This is a genomic window from Gordonia sp. C13, from assembly GCF_023218005.1.
In the GTDB taxonomy this organism is placed as follows: Bacteria; Actinomycetota; Actinomycetes; order Mycobacteriales; family Mycobacteriaceae; genus Gordonia; species Gordonia namibiensis.
In genome coordinates this window covers 71,773-91,301 of record NZ_JALPSY010000021.1, presented here as the reverse complement: position 1 = coordinate 91,301, position 19,529 = coordinate 71,773, and the positions used below count along the sequence as shown (strand labels likewise).

The 19,529-nt window shown below is 68.1% G+C and carries 13 protein-coding genes and 1 pseudogene; 5 read left to right on the top strand and 9 right to left on the bottom strand.

Annotated features, from left to right (window positions below; all coding sequences use genetic code 11):
- Positions 1-554: 554 nt before the first annotated feature.
- Positions 555-1,067, bottom strand: coding sequence for a hypothetical protein (locus M1L58_RS16335; protein WP_248659689.1), 513 nt, complete (start codon positions 1,065-1,067; stop codon positions 555-557).
- Between the two features lie 246 nt (positions 1,068-1,313).
- On the opposite strand from M1L58_RS16335, the gene M1L58_RS16330 reads away from it, so the two are divergent.
- Both M1L58_RS16330 and M1L58_RS16325 read left to right on the top strand, forming a co-directional pair.
- A complete protein-coding gene (locus M1L58_RS16330) occupies positions 1,314-2,819 on the top strand; it encodes a SulP family inorganic anion transporter (protein ID WP_248659688.1) in 1,506 nt (501 codons plus the stop codon).
- 45 nt (positions 2,820-2,864) lie between these two features.
- Entirely contained in the window at positions 2,865-3,494 is a 630-nt protein-coding gene (locus M1L58_RS16325) for an alpha-ketoglutarate-dependent dioxygenase AlkB (RefSeq protein ID WP_248659687.1), read from the top strand.
- A gap of 60 nt (positions 3,495-3,554) precedes the next feature.
- Here M1L58_RS16325 and M1L58_RS16320 read toward each other — a convergent pair whose 3' ends face one another.
- Genes M1L58_RS16320 through M1L58_RS16310 form a run of 3 tightly spaced genes read right to left on the bottom strand, consistent with a single transcriptional unit; the run spans position 3,555 to position 7,388 of the window.
- The gene (locus M1L58_RS16320; RefSeq protein WP_248659686.1) at positions 3,555-5,276 is read right to left on the bottom strand and encodes a GMC oxidoreductase; all 1,722 of its coding nucleotides are present in this window, start codon (positions 5,274-5,276) and stop codon (positions 3,555-3,557) included.
- Positions 5,273-6,814: a flavin-containing monooxygenase gene (locus M1L58_RS16315; protein WP_248659685.1), complete on the bottom strand. Its 1,542-nt coding sequence runs from the start codon at positions 6,812-6,814 to the stop codon at positions 5,273-5,275. The genes M1L58_RS16320 and M1L58_RS16315 overlap by 4 nt, the downstream gene beginning before the upstream one ends.
- On the bottom strand, positions 6,807-7,388 hold the full coding sequence (locus tag M1L58_RS16310) for a TetR/AcrR family transcriptional regulator (RefSeq protein WP_248659684.1): 582 nt from the start codon (positions 7,386-7,388) through the stop codon (positions 6,807-6,809). Before M1L58_RS16310 ends, M1L58_RS16315 begins: the two co-directional genes overlap by 8 nt.
- Before the next feature lie 139 nt (positions 7,389-7,527).
- Between M1L58_RS16310 and M1L58_RS16305 the strand changes: the two are divergent.
- Positions 7,528-8,511, top strand: a pseudogene (locus tag M1L58_RS16305) (LLM class F420-dependent oxidoreductase).
- 123 nt (positions 8,512-8,634) lie between these two features.
- Here M1L58_RS16305 and M1L58_RS16300 read toward each other — a convergent pair.
- On the bottom strand, positions 8,635-9,801 hold the full coding sequence (locus tag M1L58_RS16300; protein ID WP_248659683.1) for a pyridoxal phosphate-dependent aminotransferase: 1,167 nt from the start codon (positions 9,799-9,801) through the stop codon (positions 8,635-8,637).
- A 104-nt stretch (positions 9,802-9,905) separates the two neighbouring features.
- Between M1L58_RS16300 and M1L58_RS16295 the strand changes: the two genes are divergently transcribed.
- Both M1L58_RS16295 and M1L58_RS16290 read left to right on the top strand, forming a co-directional pair.
- Positions 9,906-10,460, top strand: a complete 555-nt coding sequence (locus M1L58_RS16295) for a pyridine nucleotide-disulfide oxidoreductase (RefSeq protein WP_248659682.1) — start codon at positions 9,906-9,908, stop codon at positions 10,458-10,460.
- A gap of 128 nt (positions 10,461-10,588) precedes the next feature.
- A complete protein-coding gene (locus M1L58_RS16290) occupies positions 10,589-12,277 on the top strand; it encodes a serine/threonine-protein kinase (RefSeq protein WP_248659681.1) in 1,689 nt (562 codons plus the stop codon).
- 329 nt (positions 12,278-12,606) lie between these two features.
- Here the strand turns inward: M1L58_RS16290 and M1L58_RS16285 are convergent, their stop codons facing one another.
- The 4 genes from M1L58_RS16285 to allB form a co-directional block, all read right to left on the bottom strand.
- On the bottom strand, positions 12,607-14,277 hold the full coding sequence (locus tag M1L58_RS16285; protein WP_374112737.1) for a DNA repair helicase XPB: 1,671 nt from the start codon (positions 14,275-14,277) through the stop codon (positions 12,607-12,609).
- 55 nt (positions 14,278-14,332) lie between these two features.
- Entirely contained in the window at positions 14,333-15,256 is a 924-nt protein-coding gene (locus tag M1L58_RS16280; protein ID WP_248659679.1) for an oxygenase MpaB family protein, read from the bottom strand.
- Positions 15,257-15,341: 85 nt separating this feature from the next.
- Entirely contained in the window at positions 15,342-17,690 is a 2,349-nt protein-coding gene (locus tag M1L58_RS16275) for a helicase-associated domain-containing protein (RefSeq protein ID WP_248659678.1), read from the bottom strand.
- A 198-nt stretch (positions 17,691-17,888) separates the two neighbouring features.
- On the bottom strand, positions 17,889-19,283 hold the full coding sequence (allB, locus tag M1L58_RS16270; protein ID WP_248659677.1) for an allantoinase AllB: 1,395 nt from the start codon (positions 19,281-19,283) through the stop codon (positions 17,889-17,891).
- Positions 19,284-19,529 lie beyond the last annotated feature (246 nt).

Below are 19,529 nucleotides of genomic sequence, written 5' to 3'. Positions count from 1 at the left end.
CGCCTCGGACCTACTCAACCAGCGATGGGGCGGCTTGCGCCGCGGTCCTTCTCAACCAGCGATGGGACGGCTTGCGCCGCGGTCCTTCTCAGCCGGCGATGGGGCGGCTTGCGCCGCGGTCCCACTCAGCCGGCGATGGGGCGGCTTGCGCCGCGGTCCTGCTCAGCCGGCGATGGGGCGGCTTGCGCCGCGGTCCTTCTCAGCCGGCGATGGGACGGCTTGCGCCGCGGTCCTTCTCAGCCGGCGATGGGGCGGCTTGCGCCGCGGTCCCACTCAGCCGGCGATGGGGCGGCTTGCGCCGCGGTCCTTCTCAGCCGGCGATGGGGCGGCTTGCGCCTCGGACCTGCTCAGCCGGCGATGGGACGGCTTGCGCCGCGGTCCTTCTCAGCCGGCGATGGGGCGGCTTGCGCCGCGGTCCCACTCAGCCGGCGATGGGGCGGCTTGCGCCTCGGTCCTACTCGGCCGGCGATGGGGCGGCTTGCGCCTCGGTCCTACTCAACCCAGCGATGGGGCGGCTTGCGCCTCGGACCTGCTCAGCCAGCGATGGGGTGTGACTACTGGACCGAGAACGCGATGCTGTTCGACGCGCCGGAGACCAGGTCGGTGACGCGGATGGTGAAGTTGCCGCCGCCCTTGAAGAAGTAGGACTTCACCGCCGTGCAGTCCTGCGTCTTGTACAGCGTGGCTTCCTTGGGCACCTTGGGTCCGGCGAGGCGGACCTCCATGCGGCACTCGTTGCCGTCGACGATGGGGCCGGCGTCGATGATGGAGTTCCAGCGCACGCCGAGACGCGAGTTCTTGGGGAAGGTGCCCGGAGTGATCTCACGGGCGCCCTTCGGGTTGTAGACCCAGACGTTGATGGACTTCACGCCGTTGCGTGCGTCCGGGCGGCCGAGCTTGCCGTAGTGGGTGACCTTGTCGCCCGACGACCCGAATGCCGAACTTCCGGCGTCGAGGCTGCCGCTGGCGCTACCGAACAGGTCACCGACCGGATCGGCGGTCGCCGGAGCGATCGGGATCAGCATGGCGGCAGCAGCCAACAGACCGGCGATACCGGTGCGCTTCATCGAGTTCCCCCTTGTAACGATTTATAACGGAATGATTAAAGCATCGACTCGAATAGTGTGCTGTGGGCCACTTCACATTTTGGCCTCTGTGCGGTGCGCGGAATGTGCACTTGGCCACTGTCGGACCGGGTGGGGAATCGCCTGACCTGCGTCGACGGAGTTCTCGGCCTGGCTCGAAAATGTGAGTGACGCCTCCCGCGCGTATAGAGTCCGCAGGTTCGAACCCCCATTACAGAGGAGTCCGCGGTGCCGACTTCCGCAAAGGACGCCATCTCCCCGGCTGACCGCCAGTCCGTCCTGTTGACGCTGCGATCGCCGAGTCGGCTGCGTACCGAGGCCCTCGCCGGACTCGTCGTCGCACTGGCCTTGATCCCCGAGGCCATCTCGTTCTCGATCATCGCCGGCGTGGATCCGCGCGTCGGCCTGTTCGCGTCGTTCACCATGGCGGTGACCATCGCGATCGTCGGCGGTCGTCCCGCGATGATCTCGGCGGCCACCGGAGCCGTCGCGCTGGTCGTCGCGCCTCTCGTCGAGAGCCACGGGCTGCAGCACCTGATCGCCGCGGTCCTGCTCGGCGGCATCTTCCAGGTGCTCCTCGGCGCGCTCGGCGTCGCGAAGTTGATGCGGTTCATCCCGCGCAGCGTGATGGTCGGCTTCGTCAACGCGCTTGCCATCCTCATCTTCTCTGCGCAGGTACCGCATCTTCTGGGCGTGCCGTGGCTGGTGTATCCGATGGTGGCGATCGGCATCGCGATCATCGTCCTGTTCCCGCGACTGACGACCGTCGTGCCGGCGCCGTTGGTCGCCATCGTGCTGCTCACCGCGGTGACCCTCATCGCGAGCCTGAACGTGCCGAATGTCGGTGACGAGGGCGAACTCCCGGACAGCCTGCCGTCGTGGGTGCTCCCCGATGTGCCCTTCACCTGGGACACCTTGTCGGTCATCGGGCCGTATGCGCTGGCGATCGCCCTCGTCGGCCTGCTCGAGTCGCTGATGACCGCCAAAGTCGTCGACGACATCACCGACACCCACTCCAACAAGTCCCGCGAGGCCGTCGGGCAGGGGATCGCCAACCTCGTCACGGGCTTCTTCGGCGGCATGGGCGGTTGCGCGATGATCGGCCAGACGATGATCAACGTCAAGGAATCCCGTGCGCGGACGAGGATTTCGACGTTCCTGGCCGGGGCGTTCCTGCTGATCCTCGTCGTGGGACTGGGCGACGTGGTCGCCAGGATCCCGATGGCCGCACTGGTCGCGGTGATGATCATGGTGTCGGTCGGCACCTTCGACTGGCATTCCATCAACCCGAAGACGCTGCGGCGCATGCCCCGGTCCGAGACCGCCGTGATGTTGGCGACGGTCGCGGTGACGGTCGCGACCTCGAATCTGGCGTACGGCGTCGTCGTCGGCGTGCTGACCGCGTCGGTGCTGTTCGCGCGTCGCGTCGCGCATATGACTGAGGTCGTGGAGGTCGCCGGGCCCGACGCTGACACCCGCGTCTACAAGGTCCGGGGCGAACTGTTCTTCGCGTCGAGCAATGACCTCATCTACCAGTTCGACTACACCGCCGACGAGTCACACGTCGTCATCGACATGAGTGACTCGCACGTGTGGGATGCGTCGTCGGTCGCGACCCTCGACGCCATCACCACCAAGTACAAGGCCAAGGGCAAGAACGTCACGATCGTTGGGCTCGACGACGCCAGCGCCGAACGCCACGGCCGGTTGAGCGGGCATCTGGGCGGGGAGTAGCCCGGTTTCTCGAACGTGCGTTCGATTCGGGTGTACGGTGGGTACATGTCCATCGGCATCCAGGGATCGTTGTTCGCCGAGGTGGCCGCGGAACCGGCACTCGGCGACCTGTCGACCTCGATGACGCGGCGTCCACTCACCGACGGCGCGTGGGTGGACCTGTGCCCGGGTTGGATCAGTGGTCCGGACGAGCTGTTCGATCGGCTTCAACGTGATGTGCCGTGGCGGGCCGAGCGGCGTCAGATGTACGACCGCGTCGTCGACGTCCCGCGGCTGGTCTCGATTTATCAGAAGGACGACCCGTTCCCGGATGGGTTGATCACCGAGATGCGGTCATCGCTCTCGCGGTACTACCGCAACGAACTACCCGAGGGATTCGCGACCGCCGGGATCAGTCTCTACCGCGACGGCAACGACTCGGTGGCGTGGCACGGGGACCGCATCGGTCGGGCGTCGACGCACGACACCATGGTCGCGATCATCTCCCTCGGCGCCCCACGACCGCTGATGCTGCGGCCGCGGGGCGGCGGGAAGTCGCTGAAGTTCACCCTGTCGTCCGGTGACCTGCTGGTCATGGGTGGCAGCTGCCAGCGCACCTGGGAACACGCGGTCCCCAAAGTGCGCGGCGTCGGCGCCCGGATCAGCATTCAGCTGCGGCCGCCGGGGGTGTGGTGACTTGCAAGGAGGGGATGTAGAAGTTGTGGACGCCATACGCCCACAACTTCTACGAAATCCCTAGCCGGCGTTGGAGATCGGCGTGATCGGCAACCGCAGCGCGGCGGGTGCGTAGTCGGGCACCGTCGGACGTACCGGTGGCACCGGAGCGATCGGCACGTAGTCGGCACCGAGTTCCGGCCGCGGGTCGGCCTCACCGGCATTCGGCCACATGGCGAGTGCGCGTTCGGCCTGAGCGGTGATCGTCAGCGACGGGTTCACGCCCAGGTTCGCCGACACCGTCGAACCGTCGACGATGTGTAGGCCCGGGTGGTTGAACACGCGGTGGTACGGGTCCACGACGCCGTCGGCGGCGGACCGTCCGATCGAGCAACCGCCCAAGAAGTGCGCGGTCATCGGGATGTTCAGCCAGTCGACGATGGAACCGCCGGCGTCGCCGTCGATCTCGTCGGCCATCTTGCGGACGGCTTCGTGGCCGACCGGGCTCCAGGTCGGCGGGGGATCGCCGGCACCCTGCTTGCTGCGCAGCATCGGACCGAAACGGCCACGGCGGGCGAACAATTCGAGGGAGTTGTCGGCGGTCTGCATCACCAGGGCGATGATCGTGCGCTCCGACCAGCGTCGAACCGAGAGTCCGCGCAGCGTGACCAGTGGATGCTTGATCATCTCCACCAGAGCGGCCAGCGGACGCGGCAGACGGCCGTCGCCGTCGATGAGCATCGCCTGCAGCATCCCGATCAGGTTGCTGCCCTTGCCGTACCGCACCGGCTCGATGTGGGTGTGCTCGTTCGGGTGGAACGACGACGTGATCGCCACACCCTCGGTGTAGTCGACCTTCAAGTCGGTTGCGGTTGCGGCGAGGACGGCCTCCGAGTTGGTGCGAACCACCTTGCCCAGGCGCGACGACAGGCCGGGCAGGCTGCCGCTCTGCTGCATGTCCAGCAGCAGCTTGTTGGTGCCGTACGTGCCGGCCGCGAACACCACGTGATCGGCGGTGAACGAGCGACGGCCCCGACGCGACCAGCGTCGACCGGTTCGATGCGTCCCGACCGTGTACCCGCCCTCCGACAGCGGGCGGACGGTGTCGACGGTCGTCATCGGGATGACGGTCGCACCGGCCTGTTCGGCGAGATACAGATAGTTCTTGACCAGCGTGTTCTTCGCGCCGACCGGGCAACCGGTCATGCAGGCGCCGCAGTCGGTGCAACCGGTGCGGGCGGGGCCGGCGCCGCCGAAGAACGGGTCCTCGACGGTCTTGCCCGGCTCCCCGAAGAAGACTCCGACAGGGGTGTGGACGAAGGTGTCGCCCGCGCCCATGTCCTCGGCGACCTTGCGCATGACGCGATCGGCCGGCGTGACCTTCGGGTAGGTGGTCACGCCGAGCATGCGCGATGCCTGGTCGTAATAGGGATCGAGTTCGGCGGCCCAGTCGGTGATCCGCCCCCAGTGCGGGTCGTCGAAGAACGCGGGGAGCGGACGGTAGAGCGTGTTCGCGTAATTGAGCGATCCGCCGCCGACACCCGCGCCGGCCATGACCAGCACGTCGCGCAGCAGGTGCATGCGCTGCACGCCATACATGCCCAGGGCCGGGGCCCAGACGTAATCCTTGAGGCGCCAACTGGTCTTGGGCAGGTCGGCGTCGGCGAAACGACGGCCCGACTCGATGACCGCGACGCGATAACCCTTCTCGGTCAACCGGAGTGCGGCCACCGAGCCGCCGAAACCGGAACCGATGACGATGGCGTCGTAATGGTCGGCGTCGTTGCGACCAAGTCTTTTCACTGGGCGAGGGTCCTTTCGGGATCGGTGTCGGTGGCGGCGGCCTCGACGGTGTCGGTGACGGCCGGGATGGCGTCGTCGAAGCGGTGGTCGGCGGCCACGAAGGACGCCATCTGGCGGCGGAAGTCGCTGGTGAACTTGGGCCACATGACCGAGTTGCGGCCGGTGGAGTCGAGGTACCAGCTCGAGCAGCCGCCCGAATTCCACACGGTGCGTTCCAATTCGGGGTCGAGGTCGGCGTTGTAGGCGTCCTGCGCGGCCTGGGTGACCTCGAACGACGAGTGTCCGGAGCCGGTGACTTCGGCGATCGCTTTCGACATGTAGTACGCCTGCGGTTCGAGCATCAGCACGATCGAGCTGTGACCCAGGTTGGTGTTGGGGCCGTACAGGAAGAACAGATTCGGGAAGCCGTGGACCTCTACGCCGCGGTAGGCGCGCGGTGATCCCTGCCAGGCCTCGGCCAGGGTGCGTCCGTCGCGGCCGGTGACGGCCTTCGCGATGGGCGGCTGGGTGGGGGTGAACCCGGTGGCGAAGACGACGGTGTCGACCTCGTGCTCACGACCCTGATCGTCGACGGCGCCGTTCGCGGTGAGGCGGGTGATGGCGCCGGTCACGGTGGCGTTGTCGCGCTGCAGGGCGGGGAACCACTTGTTGGTCAACAGCATCCGCTTGCAGCCGATGGTGTATTCGGGAGTGAGGCGCTTGCGCAGGGCGCGGTCGCGGACCTGGACCCGGAGTTGCGCCAGGGCAAGGGTTTTCGCGATCGGCAGCAGCTTGGGGTTGTGCGCCATCATCAGCACGTAGGCCTCGCGGTAGGCCCACACCATCTTGCGGACCAGGCGGTGCACGCCGGGGACGCGCTTGTAGAGGGCGCGTTCCATCGGACCGATGTTGCGGTCGAGGCGCGGCACCACCCAGGCGGGGGTGCGCTGGAAGACGGTGAGATGTCCGACGGTGTCGACGATCTCGGGGACGATCTGGATCGCCGACGCACCGGTGCCGACGATCGCGACCTTGAGTCCGCGCAGGTCATGCGTGTGATCCCACTGGGCGGAGTGGAAGACCTTGCCGGTGAACTCGTCGGCGCCGGGCACGTCCGGCACGCCGGGCTCCGACAGTGCGCCGGGTGCGGCGACGAGGAAGCGGGTCCGGATCTGCCCCTGTGTCGTGTCGACGACCCACTCCTGCGCGGCACCGTCCCAACGGGCGGCGGTCAGGGCGCAGTTGTAGCGGATCTGATCGTCGTAGTCGGCGGCGACGGAACGCAGATAGTTGTGGATCTCGTGGCGTCGACCGTAGGTGTGCAACCAGTCCGGGTTCGGCGCGAACGACAGCGAGTAGAGGGAGGTCGGGACGTCGCAGGCCGCGCCGGGGTAGTCGTTTTCGCGCCACACCCCGCCGGCGCCCTCGGCGCGCTCGATCGCCAGGGTCGTCAGACCGGGATGGTCCTTGCGCAGCCGGTGAAGTGCGGCGAGGCCGCCGAATCCGACGCCGACGACGAGAACGTCGACGTGCTCGGGCAGCGAGCTGATGTCAGCCATGGTTCAACAGGTCCTTCCAGATGGGCAGAAGTCGGTCGAGGTATTCGCGGTCGGCGTCGGGGGATCGCAGGATGCGCGACACCGCGAGGCCGCGTGCGAGTTCGATGGAGAGCTCGAGTTCGGCCGGGGTGTAGCGGTCGCCGAAGATATCGGCGCACCCCACGGCCAGGGCGTCGGAGACCCGCTGTTCGAGCGGGATCAGCGCGGTGCGCAGCTCGACGTCGCAGCGTGCGGCCACCCAGAGTTCGAGCGCGGCGTCGAACAGTGGTCCGCTGAACGACTCGACGAGGACCTCGAGTCCCTCGTCGCCCGTACGCGGGCGGGACAGGACCTCTTCGAGGCGACGGTCGACGAGGTGTCCGACGGCTGCGACGACCAGCGACTCCCGGGTGGGGAAGTGGTGCAGCAGCGCGCCGCGGGAAACACCCGCGCGCCGGTTGACCTCCTGGGTGGTGGTGGCCGCATAACCGACCTCGACCAGTGCTTCGACCGCGGCGTCGAGGACCCGGGTGCGGGTCGCCGCGGTGCGTTCGGCCTGGGTACGCCGGCGCGGGGTGCTGGTGGGCTCGGTCACAGTGGCGAGCGTAACACACAAACAGTCCGGACTGCTTGTAAGTGTTGGCGGGGCCCCTGTTGTGTAAACCCGCCGGGCCTGGAGGGGGTTGGAAACACGGAAAGGGTTGGGTTTGCGGACGCGGGGTAGGTTCGACAACATGCGATTCGGACTCTTCATTCCCCAGGGCTGGCGGCTTGATCTCGTGGGTATCGACCCGGCGAACCAGTGGGAGGTGATGTCGTCGGTCGCGAACCGCGCCGAATCGGCCGGCTGGGACTCGGTCTGGGTCTACGACCACTTCCACACCGTTCCGCTGCCGACCGACGAGGCCACGCACGAGGCCTGGACGCTCGTCTCCGCACTCGCGGCGACGACGAGCCGCGTCGACATCGGCCAGATGTGCACCGCGATGAGCTACCGCAACCCGATGTACCTGGCAAAGGTCGCGGCGACCGCAGACCTCATCTCCGGAGGGCGAGTGCAGATGGGCATCGGCGGCGGCTGGTACGAGCACGAATGGCGCGCCTACGGCTACGGATTCCCCACGGCCGGCGAGCGTCTCGCCCGGCTCGACGAGGGAGTACAGATCATGAAGCAGGCGTGGGAGACCGGCCGCGCCACCCTCGACGGCAAGCACTACACCGTCAACGACGCCATCTGTCAGCCGCAGCCGACCGCCGGGAAGCTGCCGCTGTGGATCGCCGGCGGCGGTGAGAAGAAGACGCTGCGTATCGCGGCGCAATATGCCGACTACACCAACTTCGACGGCACGCCCGAGGGCTTCGCCCACAAATCATCGGTGCTGCAATAGCATTGCGCCGACCTCGGGCGCGACTTCGAGGCGATTGTCCGGTCCGCGAACTACAACGTGATGCTCGGCGAGACCGAGGCCGACGTGGAGCGCAAGCTCGACGACCTCGAATCCCGGCTCGCGAAGATCGTCGGACCCGACGCGGCGTCGGGCAGCATGGGCGCCTTCCGGGAGATGCCTGCGGTCGGGACGCCGGAGCAGGTCGCCGAGAACCTCCGCGGACTCGAAGACGCCGGAATGACCTACGGGATTTTCTACTTCCCGAACGTCGCTCATGACCGCGAGGATCTCGAGATGTTCGAGCAGCACGTGGTGCCGGCGTTGCGCTGATTGCACCTGCGGCAGTTGGTCCCGATATCCGGGACCAACTGCCGCAACGTGTTTGGGTTCGGTTCGCCGGGGGGCGTCGCTTTCCTTTCGATACGCTCGCAAGCTCGCTACTCAAGGAGTGGGCTACAGCTTGCGCAACCGCTCCGCGGCGTCGGCGATGACGTCGTCGCGTTTGGCGAAGGCGAAGCGGATGAGGTGGTGCCAGGGTTGGCGGTCGTCGGTGAACACGCTGACCGGGACCGCGGCGACGCCGATGCGTTCCGGGAGGGACCGGCAGAACTCGATGCCGTCGTCGACGCCGAGGGGTCGGGGGTCGGCGCAGACGAAATAGGTTGCCTCGCTGCGGTGTACGTCGAAACCGGCGTCGAGGAGGGCGGCGGTGATCATGTCGCGCTTGTTCTGCAGTGCGGCGGCCGATGCTCGGACCCAGCCGAGTTCGTTGTCGAGGGCGTGTGCGACGGCCGGCTGGAACGGGCCCGACCCGACGTAGGACATGTACTGCTTGGCGGTCTTGGTCGCGGCGATCAGTTCGGGCGGTCCGCTGATCCAGCCGACCTTCCAGCCGGTGCAGTTGAAGGTCTTGGAAGCGCTGGAGATCCGGAGCGTGCGCTCCTTCATGCCCGGCAGGGTCGCGATCGGGGTGTGGGTGCGGCCGTCGAACAACAGGTGTTCATACACCTCGTCGGCGACCACGATCACGTCGAATTCGATGCAGAGTCGGGCGATCTCGGCGAGATCGTCGTCGGAGAGCACGGTGCCGGTCGGGTTGTGCGGTGTGTTCAGCATGAACACCGCGGATTTCGGTCCGAACGCATCCGCGAGGCGTTCGCGGTCCAGGCGGAAACCATCGCCGTCGGGGATGAGCGGGACGACGCGTCGAACACCTCCGGCCATCGCGGCGGTGGCCGCGTAGGCGTCGTAGTAGGGCTCGATCATGATGATCTCGTCGCCCGGCTCGATGAGTCCGACGACGGCGCCGGCGATCGCCTCGGTGGCGCCGACGGTGACGAGCACCTCGCGGTCGGGGTCGTAGTCGAGGCCGTACTGCTCGCGCTGGTGACGTGCGACCGCATGCCGAAGCTCCGGGACGCCGATACCGGGCGGGTACTGGTTGTGGCCGTCGGTGATGGCGCGGCGGGCGGCCTCGAGCATCGACTCCGGGCCGTCGGTGTCGGGGAAGCCCTGCCCCAGGTTGATGGCTCCGTGCTCGACGGCGAGGGCCGACATCTCGGCGAAGATCGTGGTCATGAACGGCCGCAAACGGGTTGCGGTCCTGCTCTCGAAGGACATGCGTCCAGGGTGGCACATCGCTCACGGCGCAGAATTGGGACTCGTCCCGAGATGCCCGATAATTTCCGGGTTTCGCCACGTCGCTGCAGCGTACGATCCCTCGCATGGCAGCGCCGGTGATGGTTCACCAGCATGGTCGCGCGCGACGTGCGGTCATCGCGGCCGTGGCGTGTGCCGCGCTGTTGGTCCTGGGTGCGTGTTCCTCGGTCGACCGCGTGACCAACAACGTCTCCAAGCCGGACGATGTGGCGATCGGGCAATGTGTACAGGTCAGGTCGGCCGATGGCGACAAGTCGAATGTCGAGGCGACCAAGGCAGAGTGCGACGCCGACGGGATGACCTTCATCGCCTCCCAGGTCGTGCCCGGCGAATGCGGAGAGTACGAGAACTACCTGACCTTCCCGGACACCTCTGATCGGCTCTGCCTGATGCCGAACTTCGTGCAGGGCCAGTGCTACGAGATCCCGCAGTCGGCAGGTGGCTCGCTGGTCGACTTCAAGAACGTCGACTGCAACGCCGACGCGGGCGCCGAAGCCGCGATCTATCGCGTCGAGACGGACGGGGGTGGCTCCCTCGAATGCGCCGAAGGCCAGGTCAAGGCCACCTACGACAAGCCCGAGCCGCGCGTGTTCTGCCTGGCGTCGCTGTCCGGCGGCTGAACCCGTCGCCGCGCGGGTCAGGCCCACCCGGGGTGGTCCGGTCGAGTGACACCGGGACGCATTGTGGTCGCCGCGCACGGTCTGGAGGTGCAGACTTGGCGGACCTGCCCGAGAAGTGAGGAGGGGCGATGCCGCGGAACCCCGGCGAGCATTTCGCCGGCTACACGATCATCCGACTCATCGGTCGGGGCGGAATGGGCGAGATCTATCTGGCCCGGCACCCACATCTGCCGCGCGACGAGGCGCTGAAGGTCCTTCCCGCGGAACTCAGCCGCGACCCGATGTACCGGCAACGCTTCGTCAAAGAGGCCGAACACGCGTCGAGCGTCGTGCACCCGGCGATCGTCACGATCTTCAACTCCGGTGAGTACGACGGTCATCTGTGGATCGCGATGGAGTACATCGACGGCATCGACGCACTCAAACTGTTGCGCAAGACCCCGCAGGGCCTCGATTCCCGGACCGTCATCGCGATCGTCCGGTCCGTCGGCGCCGCCCTGGACCGCGCACATGCGACCGGCCTGCTGCACCGCGACGTCAAACCCGCCAACATCCTGCTCCAGGGACTCGACGGCCCGGAACCGCGAGTGTTGCTCGCCGACTTCGGAATCGCGAAGTCCGAGCAGGACGTCAGCCACCTGACGTCGACGAACGTCTTCCTCGGCACCGTGGCCTACGCGGCCCCCGAGCAGCTACTCGGCGACGCGGTCGACGCCCGCGCCGACCAGTACGCCCTCGCCGCCACCGTCTTCGAACTCCTCACCGGGCGCCCACCGTTCCAGGGCGCGAGCACCGCGTCGATCATCGCCCACCACCTGCAGTCGATGCCGCCGCGACTGTCGAGCCTGCGCCCCGGGATCTCACCCGCCGCCGACGCGGTGTTCAACCGCGCGCTGGCCAAGGAGCCCGATCGTCGCTTCCCGTCGTGCCGCGAGTTCGGCGTCGAACTCGAACGTGCACTGACCGAGCCGGGGCCGCGGGGCGCCCCCTATCAGCAGCCGGGGACCTACCAACCGCCGCAGGCATCGCAACCACCGCAGCCGCCGCATGGGGGTCGGCCGTCGTACGCGGCCTCGTCACCCGGGACACAGGGTCACCCGCCCGGGCAGCCCCCGCCGGGGACGTATCCCGGTGGATACCAGGGCTATTCGTCCCAATCCGGCTTCCCGGCGCCGCCGCCCGAGAAGAAGGGGTCGGGGGTGCTGATCGCGCTCGGTGCTGTGGCGCTGGTCCTCGTGCTCGCGATCGTGGCCGGCGTCGTCTACGTGGCGACCAAGGTGTCGTCGACGCCCGACGCTTCCGGGACGTCGACGACCGCGTCGGCGCCGGCGGTGACCACCCAGACCCAGAGTCCCGCGGCGCGCACGACCGATTCGACACCGCTGTCGGTGACGGGCCCCGACGATGTGCAGACCGGCGAATGCGTCAACATCGCGATGCAGGCCGGGTCGTCGACGACGGTGCTGGCGTCGAAGTTGGACTGCGACTCGGCGGGCATGAACTTCTACACGGCGTCGATCATCCCCACCGCGACTCCCTGTGCCAGCGAACAGAATTCGACGCTGACCTTCCCGAGCAGCACCCGGAAGCTGTGCCTCACACCGAACTTCTACGAAGGACTCTGCTACCTGGTCCCGAAGGAGGACGGGTCGCTGGCCGACTACCGTGAGGTCCCGTGCACGAGCGCCCCCGCGTTGCGGACAGTGCTCGCGCAGGTGACCAGGAGAGGCGCGTCGACCGTCACCTGCGCCGGCGGCGAGGCCCGCTGGACGTTCCTCCAACCGGAGTCGATCGGGTACTGCTTGATGGAGGTGTGAGGGTCGCTGCCGGCCGAGTGCGTCGACCGAGCGGAGCGAGGACGCCGTGTATCGAGGTCAGGCTGGTTTCGATACGGCTCGTCGCAAGCTCCTCGCCTACTCAACCAGCGGGGGCGGCTCGTCGCAAGCTCAACCAGCGGGGGCAGCTCGTCGCAAGCTCCTCGCCTACTCAACCAGCGAAGGGCAGGCGGCCGCCGAAAAGCGCCCCCGGGATCCGCCCTGCACAGGCGATCCGGCGACACTATGTCGCCGTCCCGTCTCTGGAGGGTGGTTCCCAGGGGCGTATTTCAGCAGCGGGCGCGGTTCGGGAGAGCGGGCGCAGGTCCCGGTCAGTCTGCCGAGGTGGTGTCCCCGATCGTCGGGCCGAGGAGGTCGTCGGCGTCGGTGATGCGGTAGGCGTAGCCCTGTTCGGCGAGGAAGCGCTGCCGGTGGGCGGCGTAGTCGGCGTCGAGGGTGTCGCGCGAGACCACCGAGTAGAAGTGTGCCTGTCCGCCATCGTGTTTCGGCCGCAGCAGGCGACCGAGGCGCTGGGCCTCCTCCTGACGCGAACCGAAGGTGCCCGACACCTGGACGGCGACGGAGGCCTCGGGGAGGTCGATGGAGAAGTTGGCGACCTTCGACACGACGAGCGTCTGCAGCTCGCCGGAACGGAAGCGGTCGAAAAGGACCTCGCGTTCCTTGTTCTTGGTCGAACCCTGGATGACCGGGCAGTCGAGTTCGCGGCCGAGTTCCTCGAGCTGGTCGATGTAGGCGCCGATGACCAGTGTCTGCTGACCCTTGTGCTTGTTCAGGATCGCCTTCACCACGTTGACCTTGGTGTGCGCGGTGGAGCAGAGCTTGTACTTCTCCTCCGGCTCGGCGACCGCGTACTGCAGGCGCTCCTCGTCGGTGAGGGTCACGCGGACCTCGATGCACTCGGCCGGTGCGATCCAGCCCTGGGCCTCGATGTCCTTCCACGGGGCGTCGTAGCGCTTGGGCCCGATGAGGGAGAAGACGTCACCCTCGCGGCCGTCCTCACGGACCAGGGTCGCGGTGAGGCCGAGGCGTCGGCGCGACTGCAGGTCCGCAGTCATGCGGAAGACCGGTGCGGGCAGCAGGTGCACCTCGTCGTAGATGATCAGGCCCCAGTCGCGGGAGTCGAAGAGGTCGAGATTCCGGTACTCGCCCTTCGACTTCCGCGTCATCACCTGATAGGTCGCGATGGTGACCGGACGGATCTCCTTGCGCTCGCCGGAGTACTCGCCGATCTCCTCCTCGGTCAGCGTGGTGCGCGCGATGAGCTCGCGCTTCCACTGCCGGCCGGCGACGGTGTTGGTGACCAGGATCAGGGTGGTGGCCCCGGCCTTGGCCATCGCGGCCGCGCCGACCATCGTCTTGCCCGCACCACACGGCAGCACGACGACGCCGGAGCCGCCGGCCCAGAACGAGTCGGCCGCCATCTCCTGGTAGTCGCGCAGGTGCCAGTCGCCCTGGTCGAGGTCGATGGGGTGGGCCTCGCCGTCGACGTACCCGGCGAGGTCCTCGGCCGGCCAGCCGACCTTCAGCAGGACCTGCTTGAGGCGACCGCGCTCGGACGGATGCACGATGACGGTGTCGTCGTCGATCTGCGCACCGAGCATCGGGGCGACCTTCTTGTGCCGCATGACCTCCAGCAGCACGGCGCGGTCGAGGCTGACAAGGGTCAATCCGTGCGCTGGATGCTTGACCAGCTGCAGCCGGCCGAAGCGACCCATCGTGTCGACGACGTCCATCAGCAGCGGCTGGGGGACGGCGTAGCGCGAGTAGGTGACCAGCGCGTCGACGACCTGTTCGGCGTCGTGACCGGCGGCGCGGGCGTTCCACAGCGCAAGCGGGGTGACCCGGTAGGTGTGGACGTGCTCGGGGGCACGTTCGAGTTCGGCAAAGGGTGCGATCGCCTGACGAGCCGCCTGCGCGTCGGGGTGGTCGACCTCGAGCAGCAGGGTCTTGTCGGATTGCACGATCAGGGGTCCATCGGTCACCCGCTCCATTGTCCAGATAGCAGCGGAGATTGTCAGCGACGGGCCCGTTTGTGGGTCAGAACACGGGGATGCCGAGCCGGCGGCGCACCCTCAGGTCGACGATGTTCAGCCGGAAGATGCCGCGCAGCATGGGCGCCACCACCGGGTCGACGACGCGCAATGCGGAGAGAATGGCCTGGTAGCGGCGGGCGTCGTCCGCGGTCCACGTCCAGCCCATCATCGACCGGAACTCCGGCGGGAGCCCGGCGTTGATGGCGTAGGTGAGGAAACCGCCCAGCGTCTTGTGGACGATGGTTCCCACCACGCCGGCGCGGAACTCCAGAAACGAGAGGTCGGCGAGGCTCTGCAGTTCCTGCCGCACCGGCTCGTCGATCCGTAGTTCGGCGAGCTGGCTGTTCCAGTAGGCGAGGAGTTCGTCGTAGGTGGCCGGCCACTTGTCGCGGGGGACGTTGAGCGCGGTGCCGAGGGGGTGCGCCTCGGTGAGGACCATCTGCCGTTCGGCGTCGGAGAGCGGTCCGTGGATCAGCTCGTACTGGTCGATGAAGTATTTGAGCAGGCACACCGCGACCCACAGCTGCAGGCGCGAGTCGTTGGCGCTGTAGCGGACGGGACTGGTCTCGGTCGAATAGACCTGGTCGTGCACGCGGCCGACGCAGTTGTGGACGTACTCCTTGTCCGAGTCGCTGCCCATCAGCGCGACGGCCAGGAAGGTGCCGGTGGTGCGGGCCCGCTTGACCGGGCGTTTGATGGCGTTGCCCCGCGGGACGCGGCTCTCGTGTACGCCGTACCCGACCTTGGGGTTCGACAGCTGCATGATCACGTTCGCGACGGAGAGCGTCGGGCCGATGACGGTGACGAGGTCGGCGGGACGTTTCACGCGGCGGCGTCGTGACGGTGGTTTGATGCGCGGCACGAGATCGTGCTGGTAGGTGTCGGGCACGGCGGTGGTGGCGTCGGCGGCATGGCGTACAGCGGTCATGACGGGCCAGCTTTCCTCGGCGCTGAGTACTGGCGAGCGTATCAAGATCCTGAGACGGATGTCACAGGTCGTGTCAACGTGGTGGTCAGGCGTCGAGGAGTTCGACGCTGGTCAGCCGGTGGAGCGAGAACCGCTGCTCGGTGTCGCTGCCGTCTTCGACGGCGACGAGCTGGCCGGCGCCGAGCACCTTCGGGGTCACGACGTGGCGGCTGGCCGATCCCTGGGCGTCGACGTAGCCGACGCGGAGGCGACGTTTGGCGCGCAATGCGAGCTGGATGAGTGCGGTCGCCGATTCGCCGCTGCCGGAGGCGCGCACCGGCGTCGACGCCGAGGTGCTGCGGACCGGGGTGGCCGCGGCGGCGCGGTCGGTCGAGCGGATGCGGCCGACCACCGACCGGAGCTGTTCCTCCGACGGCGCGCTGCGACGCGGCTGGGCCTGGCGGCGAGCTCGCGACACAGTGACGCGGCTGCCGCGTTCGCGGAGGTCGACGACGGCGCCCGTCGAATCCTCGCCTGCGGGAGCGAATCCCGCGGCGCGCAGCTGGTCGATCACCTCTCGCACCTCTGACGGTGAGATCGCCACGGTCGGGGCGAGTGCCCGCAGCGCGAGCGGCTCGGCGGCCGGACTGCGTAGCACCGCGGCCAAGACCGTCGGGTCCTCGCAGCGGATGAAGGCCGACGCCACACCGACGCGGAGCTGTCCGTGCTTGCGGGCGACATCCTCGATGAGATACGAGAGCGACTGCGGCACGGGCGTTCTCGAGTGGGTGGTGAACATCGACAACAGTTCGTTGCTGCTGCGGCCGGCGTCGAGCGCGCGTCGGACGCTCTCCGGGGTGATCCGGTACACCGATGCGGCGCCGCCGGATTCGAGGTCGGCGACCAGTTCGACCTGCTCTGCGAGTTCCGGTGTCATCGGGCCCGGCACGGTGAGGGTGAGGTCGGCCTGGGTGAGGAAGTGGTCCACCGGCTCGGGCAGCACGGCGCGCATCGCGGTCAAGACCGCCGCATCGGCGTCGGCGGGATCTGCATCGGCCGACGGCTCGACGGTGTACGCCCGGCCGACGGTGGTCAGCGCGTCGTGGGCGACGAGCCCGATTTCGCGTGCCTCACGCAGGGTTTCGGCGACGAGGCGCTTACTGAAGCGCCGCATCTGACGGGGACGGTGCCAGTGCAGGTTCGCCAGTACGGCGTCGGGTGTCACCGGGACCGCGGGGTCGGCGTGGGCCAGCGTCGACAGGATGAGTTGCCGCTGGATCGGCGCGTAGGCGTCGTGGAGATCAGCGGACAGGGTCGCCATCGCGTTGCCGTCACGATCGGGGTCGCCGACCTGCCAGGCGCGTCGGGGCATGTGCAGCCAGGCGTCGGCCAGCGACAGCCATTGACGCTCGCGCGGCTGGTGCAGCCAGGTGTCCGCGGTGGAGGTCGGCGCGAAGGACTGCTCGCCGGAGTCATTGGGCGGCGGCGGTTCCGGGAACCCGGCGTCGATGATCCGCAGATAACCGGCGAGCTCGATCAGGAATGCGACGCGCTGTGTCTCGATACCGGAGAGCTTCGACAGGCGCCGGAGTTCACGGACACCCAGCGCCCCCGACCGCAGGACGGCCGCGGGCGTGGCGCCGAGGATGTTGAGCAGCGAGGTGAGGTGGCGGATGAGTTCGAGTGCCTCGCCACCCGCCGCGGCGTCGACCGCCTTCGCCGGGAATCGCGGCTTGAGGCCGGCCTCGTGCAGCGGCGGGGGAGTGAGATCGTCGGTGTGCCAGGCCGGTTCGTCGCGGATCACCGCGCCGACCATGGGCGGGAGTTCGACCGTCTGATTGTCGACGCGGGCCAGCAGGCCCGACGAGATCAGTTGTGCGACCGGGGTGGTCGGGTCGGCGTCGGGATCGGCGTCGCGGCTGCGGCCCAGGGCCGGACCGCGGGCGAGGGTCTCCAGGAGTTCCTTCGGCCGCTCGTCGAGGTCGGCGACCATCGCCGCGATCTCCGCGCCGCTCCGACCCGCCAGTGGGCCGGTGAGATGCGGTGACCGCCAGGGCATCGCTGAGTCGACGTGCTCGCCCGCGCAGAGCGAGGTCTTGTCGCCCCACAGGATCGCGCGGCGTCGAAGCAGCTCGATCCGAGCACGCACCTCGTCCGCGGCGGCCCGGCCGGACAGCGACTTCACGATCTTGGCGACCGACGGGCGCTTGGACTTCGTGGTCTTGCGGCTGCCCAGCGCGATCGCCTGCTCGAGGACGGCGACCGCCAGCACGTCGAGATCCTCGCCGGCCAACGCCAACGACGCCGCGGACAGCGCACGCTGCGCCAGCACACGCGTGCCCTGCGGGGTGGGGGAGGCGAGGTCGGGCCGCTCGATCAGCAGCTCGGTGAGCTCGTCGTCGGAACGCGCGGCCAACTCCTCGGCCAGGCCGGCGTGCTGGTCATCCGAACTCATTCGATCGACTTTACCGGGCGGTGTGGAATCGCCACCTCCGGTGCAGATGCGCTGGCTTCGATACGGCCCTCGGCTTGCGCCTCGGGCCTACTCAACCAGCAGTGGGGGCCAACACCAGCAGTGGGGCCCCGTACCGCAGGGGAGCAGCCTCACTCAACCAGCAGTGGGGGTCTCGTCACCCAGCAGACGCGACAGCCCTCAGACGTCGCCGCGGCGCAGCATCCGGCCGCGTGGGGTCTCGAAGTCCACCTTCTGCCCGCGAACCCAGGTGCCCTTGACCACGCCGGCGAGGGCGCGGCCGTCGTAGGGGCTGATCGCGTTCTTGTGGTGCAGTCGGTTGACGTCGACGATCTGCGCGGACTCCGGCTCGAAGACGGCGAAGTCGGCGTCGCAACCGAGGGCGATGCGGCCCTTGGACGGCAGGCCGGCGAGATCGGCGGGCCGCGACGCCATCCACTCGATGACCTGCGGCAGGCCGATGCCGCGCTTCTTCGCCTCCGACCAGATGAGCGACAGGCCGAGCTGCAGCGAGGCCACCCCGCCCCAGGCGACGCCGAAGTCGCCGTTCTCGGGGTCCTTGAGGTCGATGGTCGAGGGGGAGTGGTCGGAGACGATGCAGTCGATCGTGCCGTCGAGCAGTCCCTCCCACAGCAACTCACGGTTGCCGGCCTCACGGATGGGCGGACAGCACTTGAAGGCGGTCGCGCCGTTGGGGACCTCTTCGGCCAGCAGAGTGAGGTAATGCGGGCAGGTCTCGACCGTGATCTTCACGCCGTCCTTCTTCGCGCTGGCCAGCATCGGCAGCGCATCCGACGACGACAGGTGCAGCACGTGCGCGCGGACGCCGGTCCACCGTGCGCGCTCGATGACCTCGGCGATCGCGAGGTTCTCGGCGCCGCGCGGACGCGAGGCGAGGAAGCGTGCGTATTCGTCACCCTCGGGCGACGGGGCGTGGTCGATGGCGCGGGAGTCCTCGGCGTGGACGATCATCAGCGAGTCGAACTCGGCGAGCTTGGCCATGTCGGCTTCCATCTCGTCGGCCGTCAGATGCGGGAACTCGTCGACACCCGAATGCAGCAGGAAGCACTTGAAGCCGAACACGCCCGCGTCGTGGAGTCCGCGCAGGTCGTCTTCGTTGCCGGGGATGGCGCCACCCCAGAAGCCGACGTCGATGTGTGTCTTGCCCTGCGCGGCGGCACGCTTCTCGGCCAGGGCGTCGACGTTGACGGTCGGCGGGATCGAGTTGAGCGGCATGTCGATGAGGGTGGTGACGCCACCGGCGGCGGCCGCACGGGTGGCCGAGTCGAAACCCTCCCATTCGGTGCGTCCCGGCTCGTTGACGTGGACGTGGGTGTCCACCAGACCGGGGATCATCACCTGGTCGTCGGCGAGTTCGATGACCTCGGTGCCGACGAGCCCGCTGCCGAGCGGTTCGATGGCGACGACGCGGCCGTCGCGGATACCGATCTCGCGCGCCACGATGCCCGCGGTCGTCAGGGTCTGTTCGCCACGCACGACCAGGTCGAACGGCGCAGTGGTCGAGTCCGGAGCGGTGTCGGGGAGAGGGGCCGGGGCACCGGTTTCTGAGGTCATGGGGCGGGACTCCTTGCTGATCGCCGTGTCCTGGTGTCGTTCCAGAGACTAACCCAGCTGATTCCTCATCGTGGAATGTCGGGGCGTGATTTCGGAAAGGTGACTCGCGAGTAGCGCTTGGCGATGCTATTGACAACGCCCGGCACGAGGGCGCTAACCTTCACGAACGCGGAACCACGATTCCACATCACGGAAGTTCCACGAGTGTAGGAGCGCGGTCAAAGATGACCGTCCGACGAAAGTGCA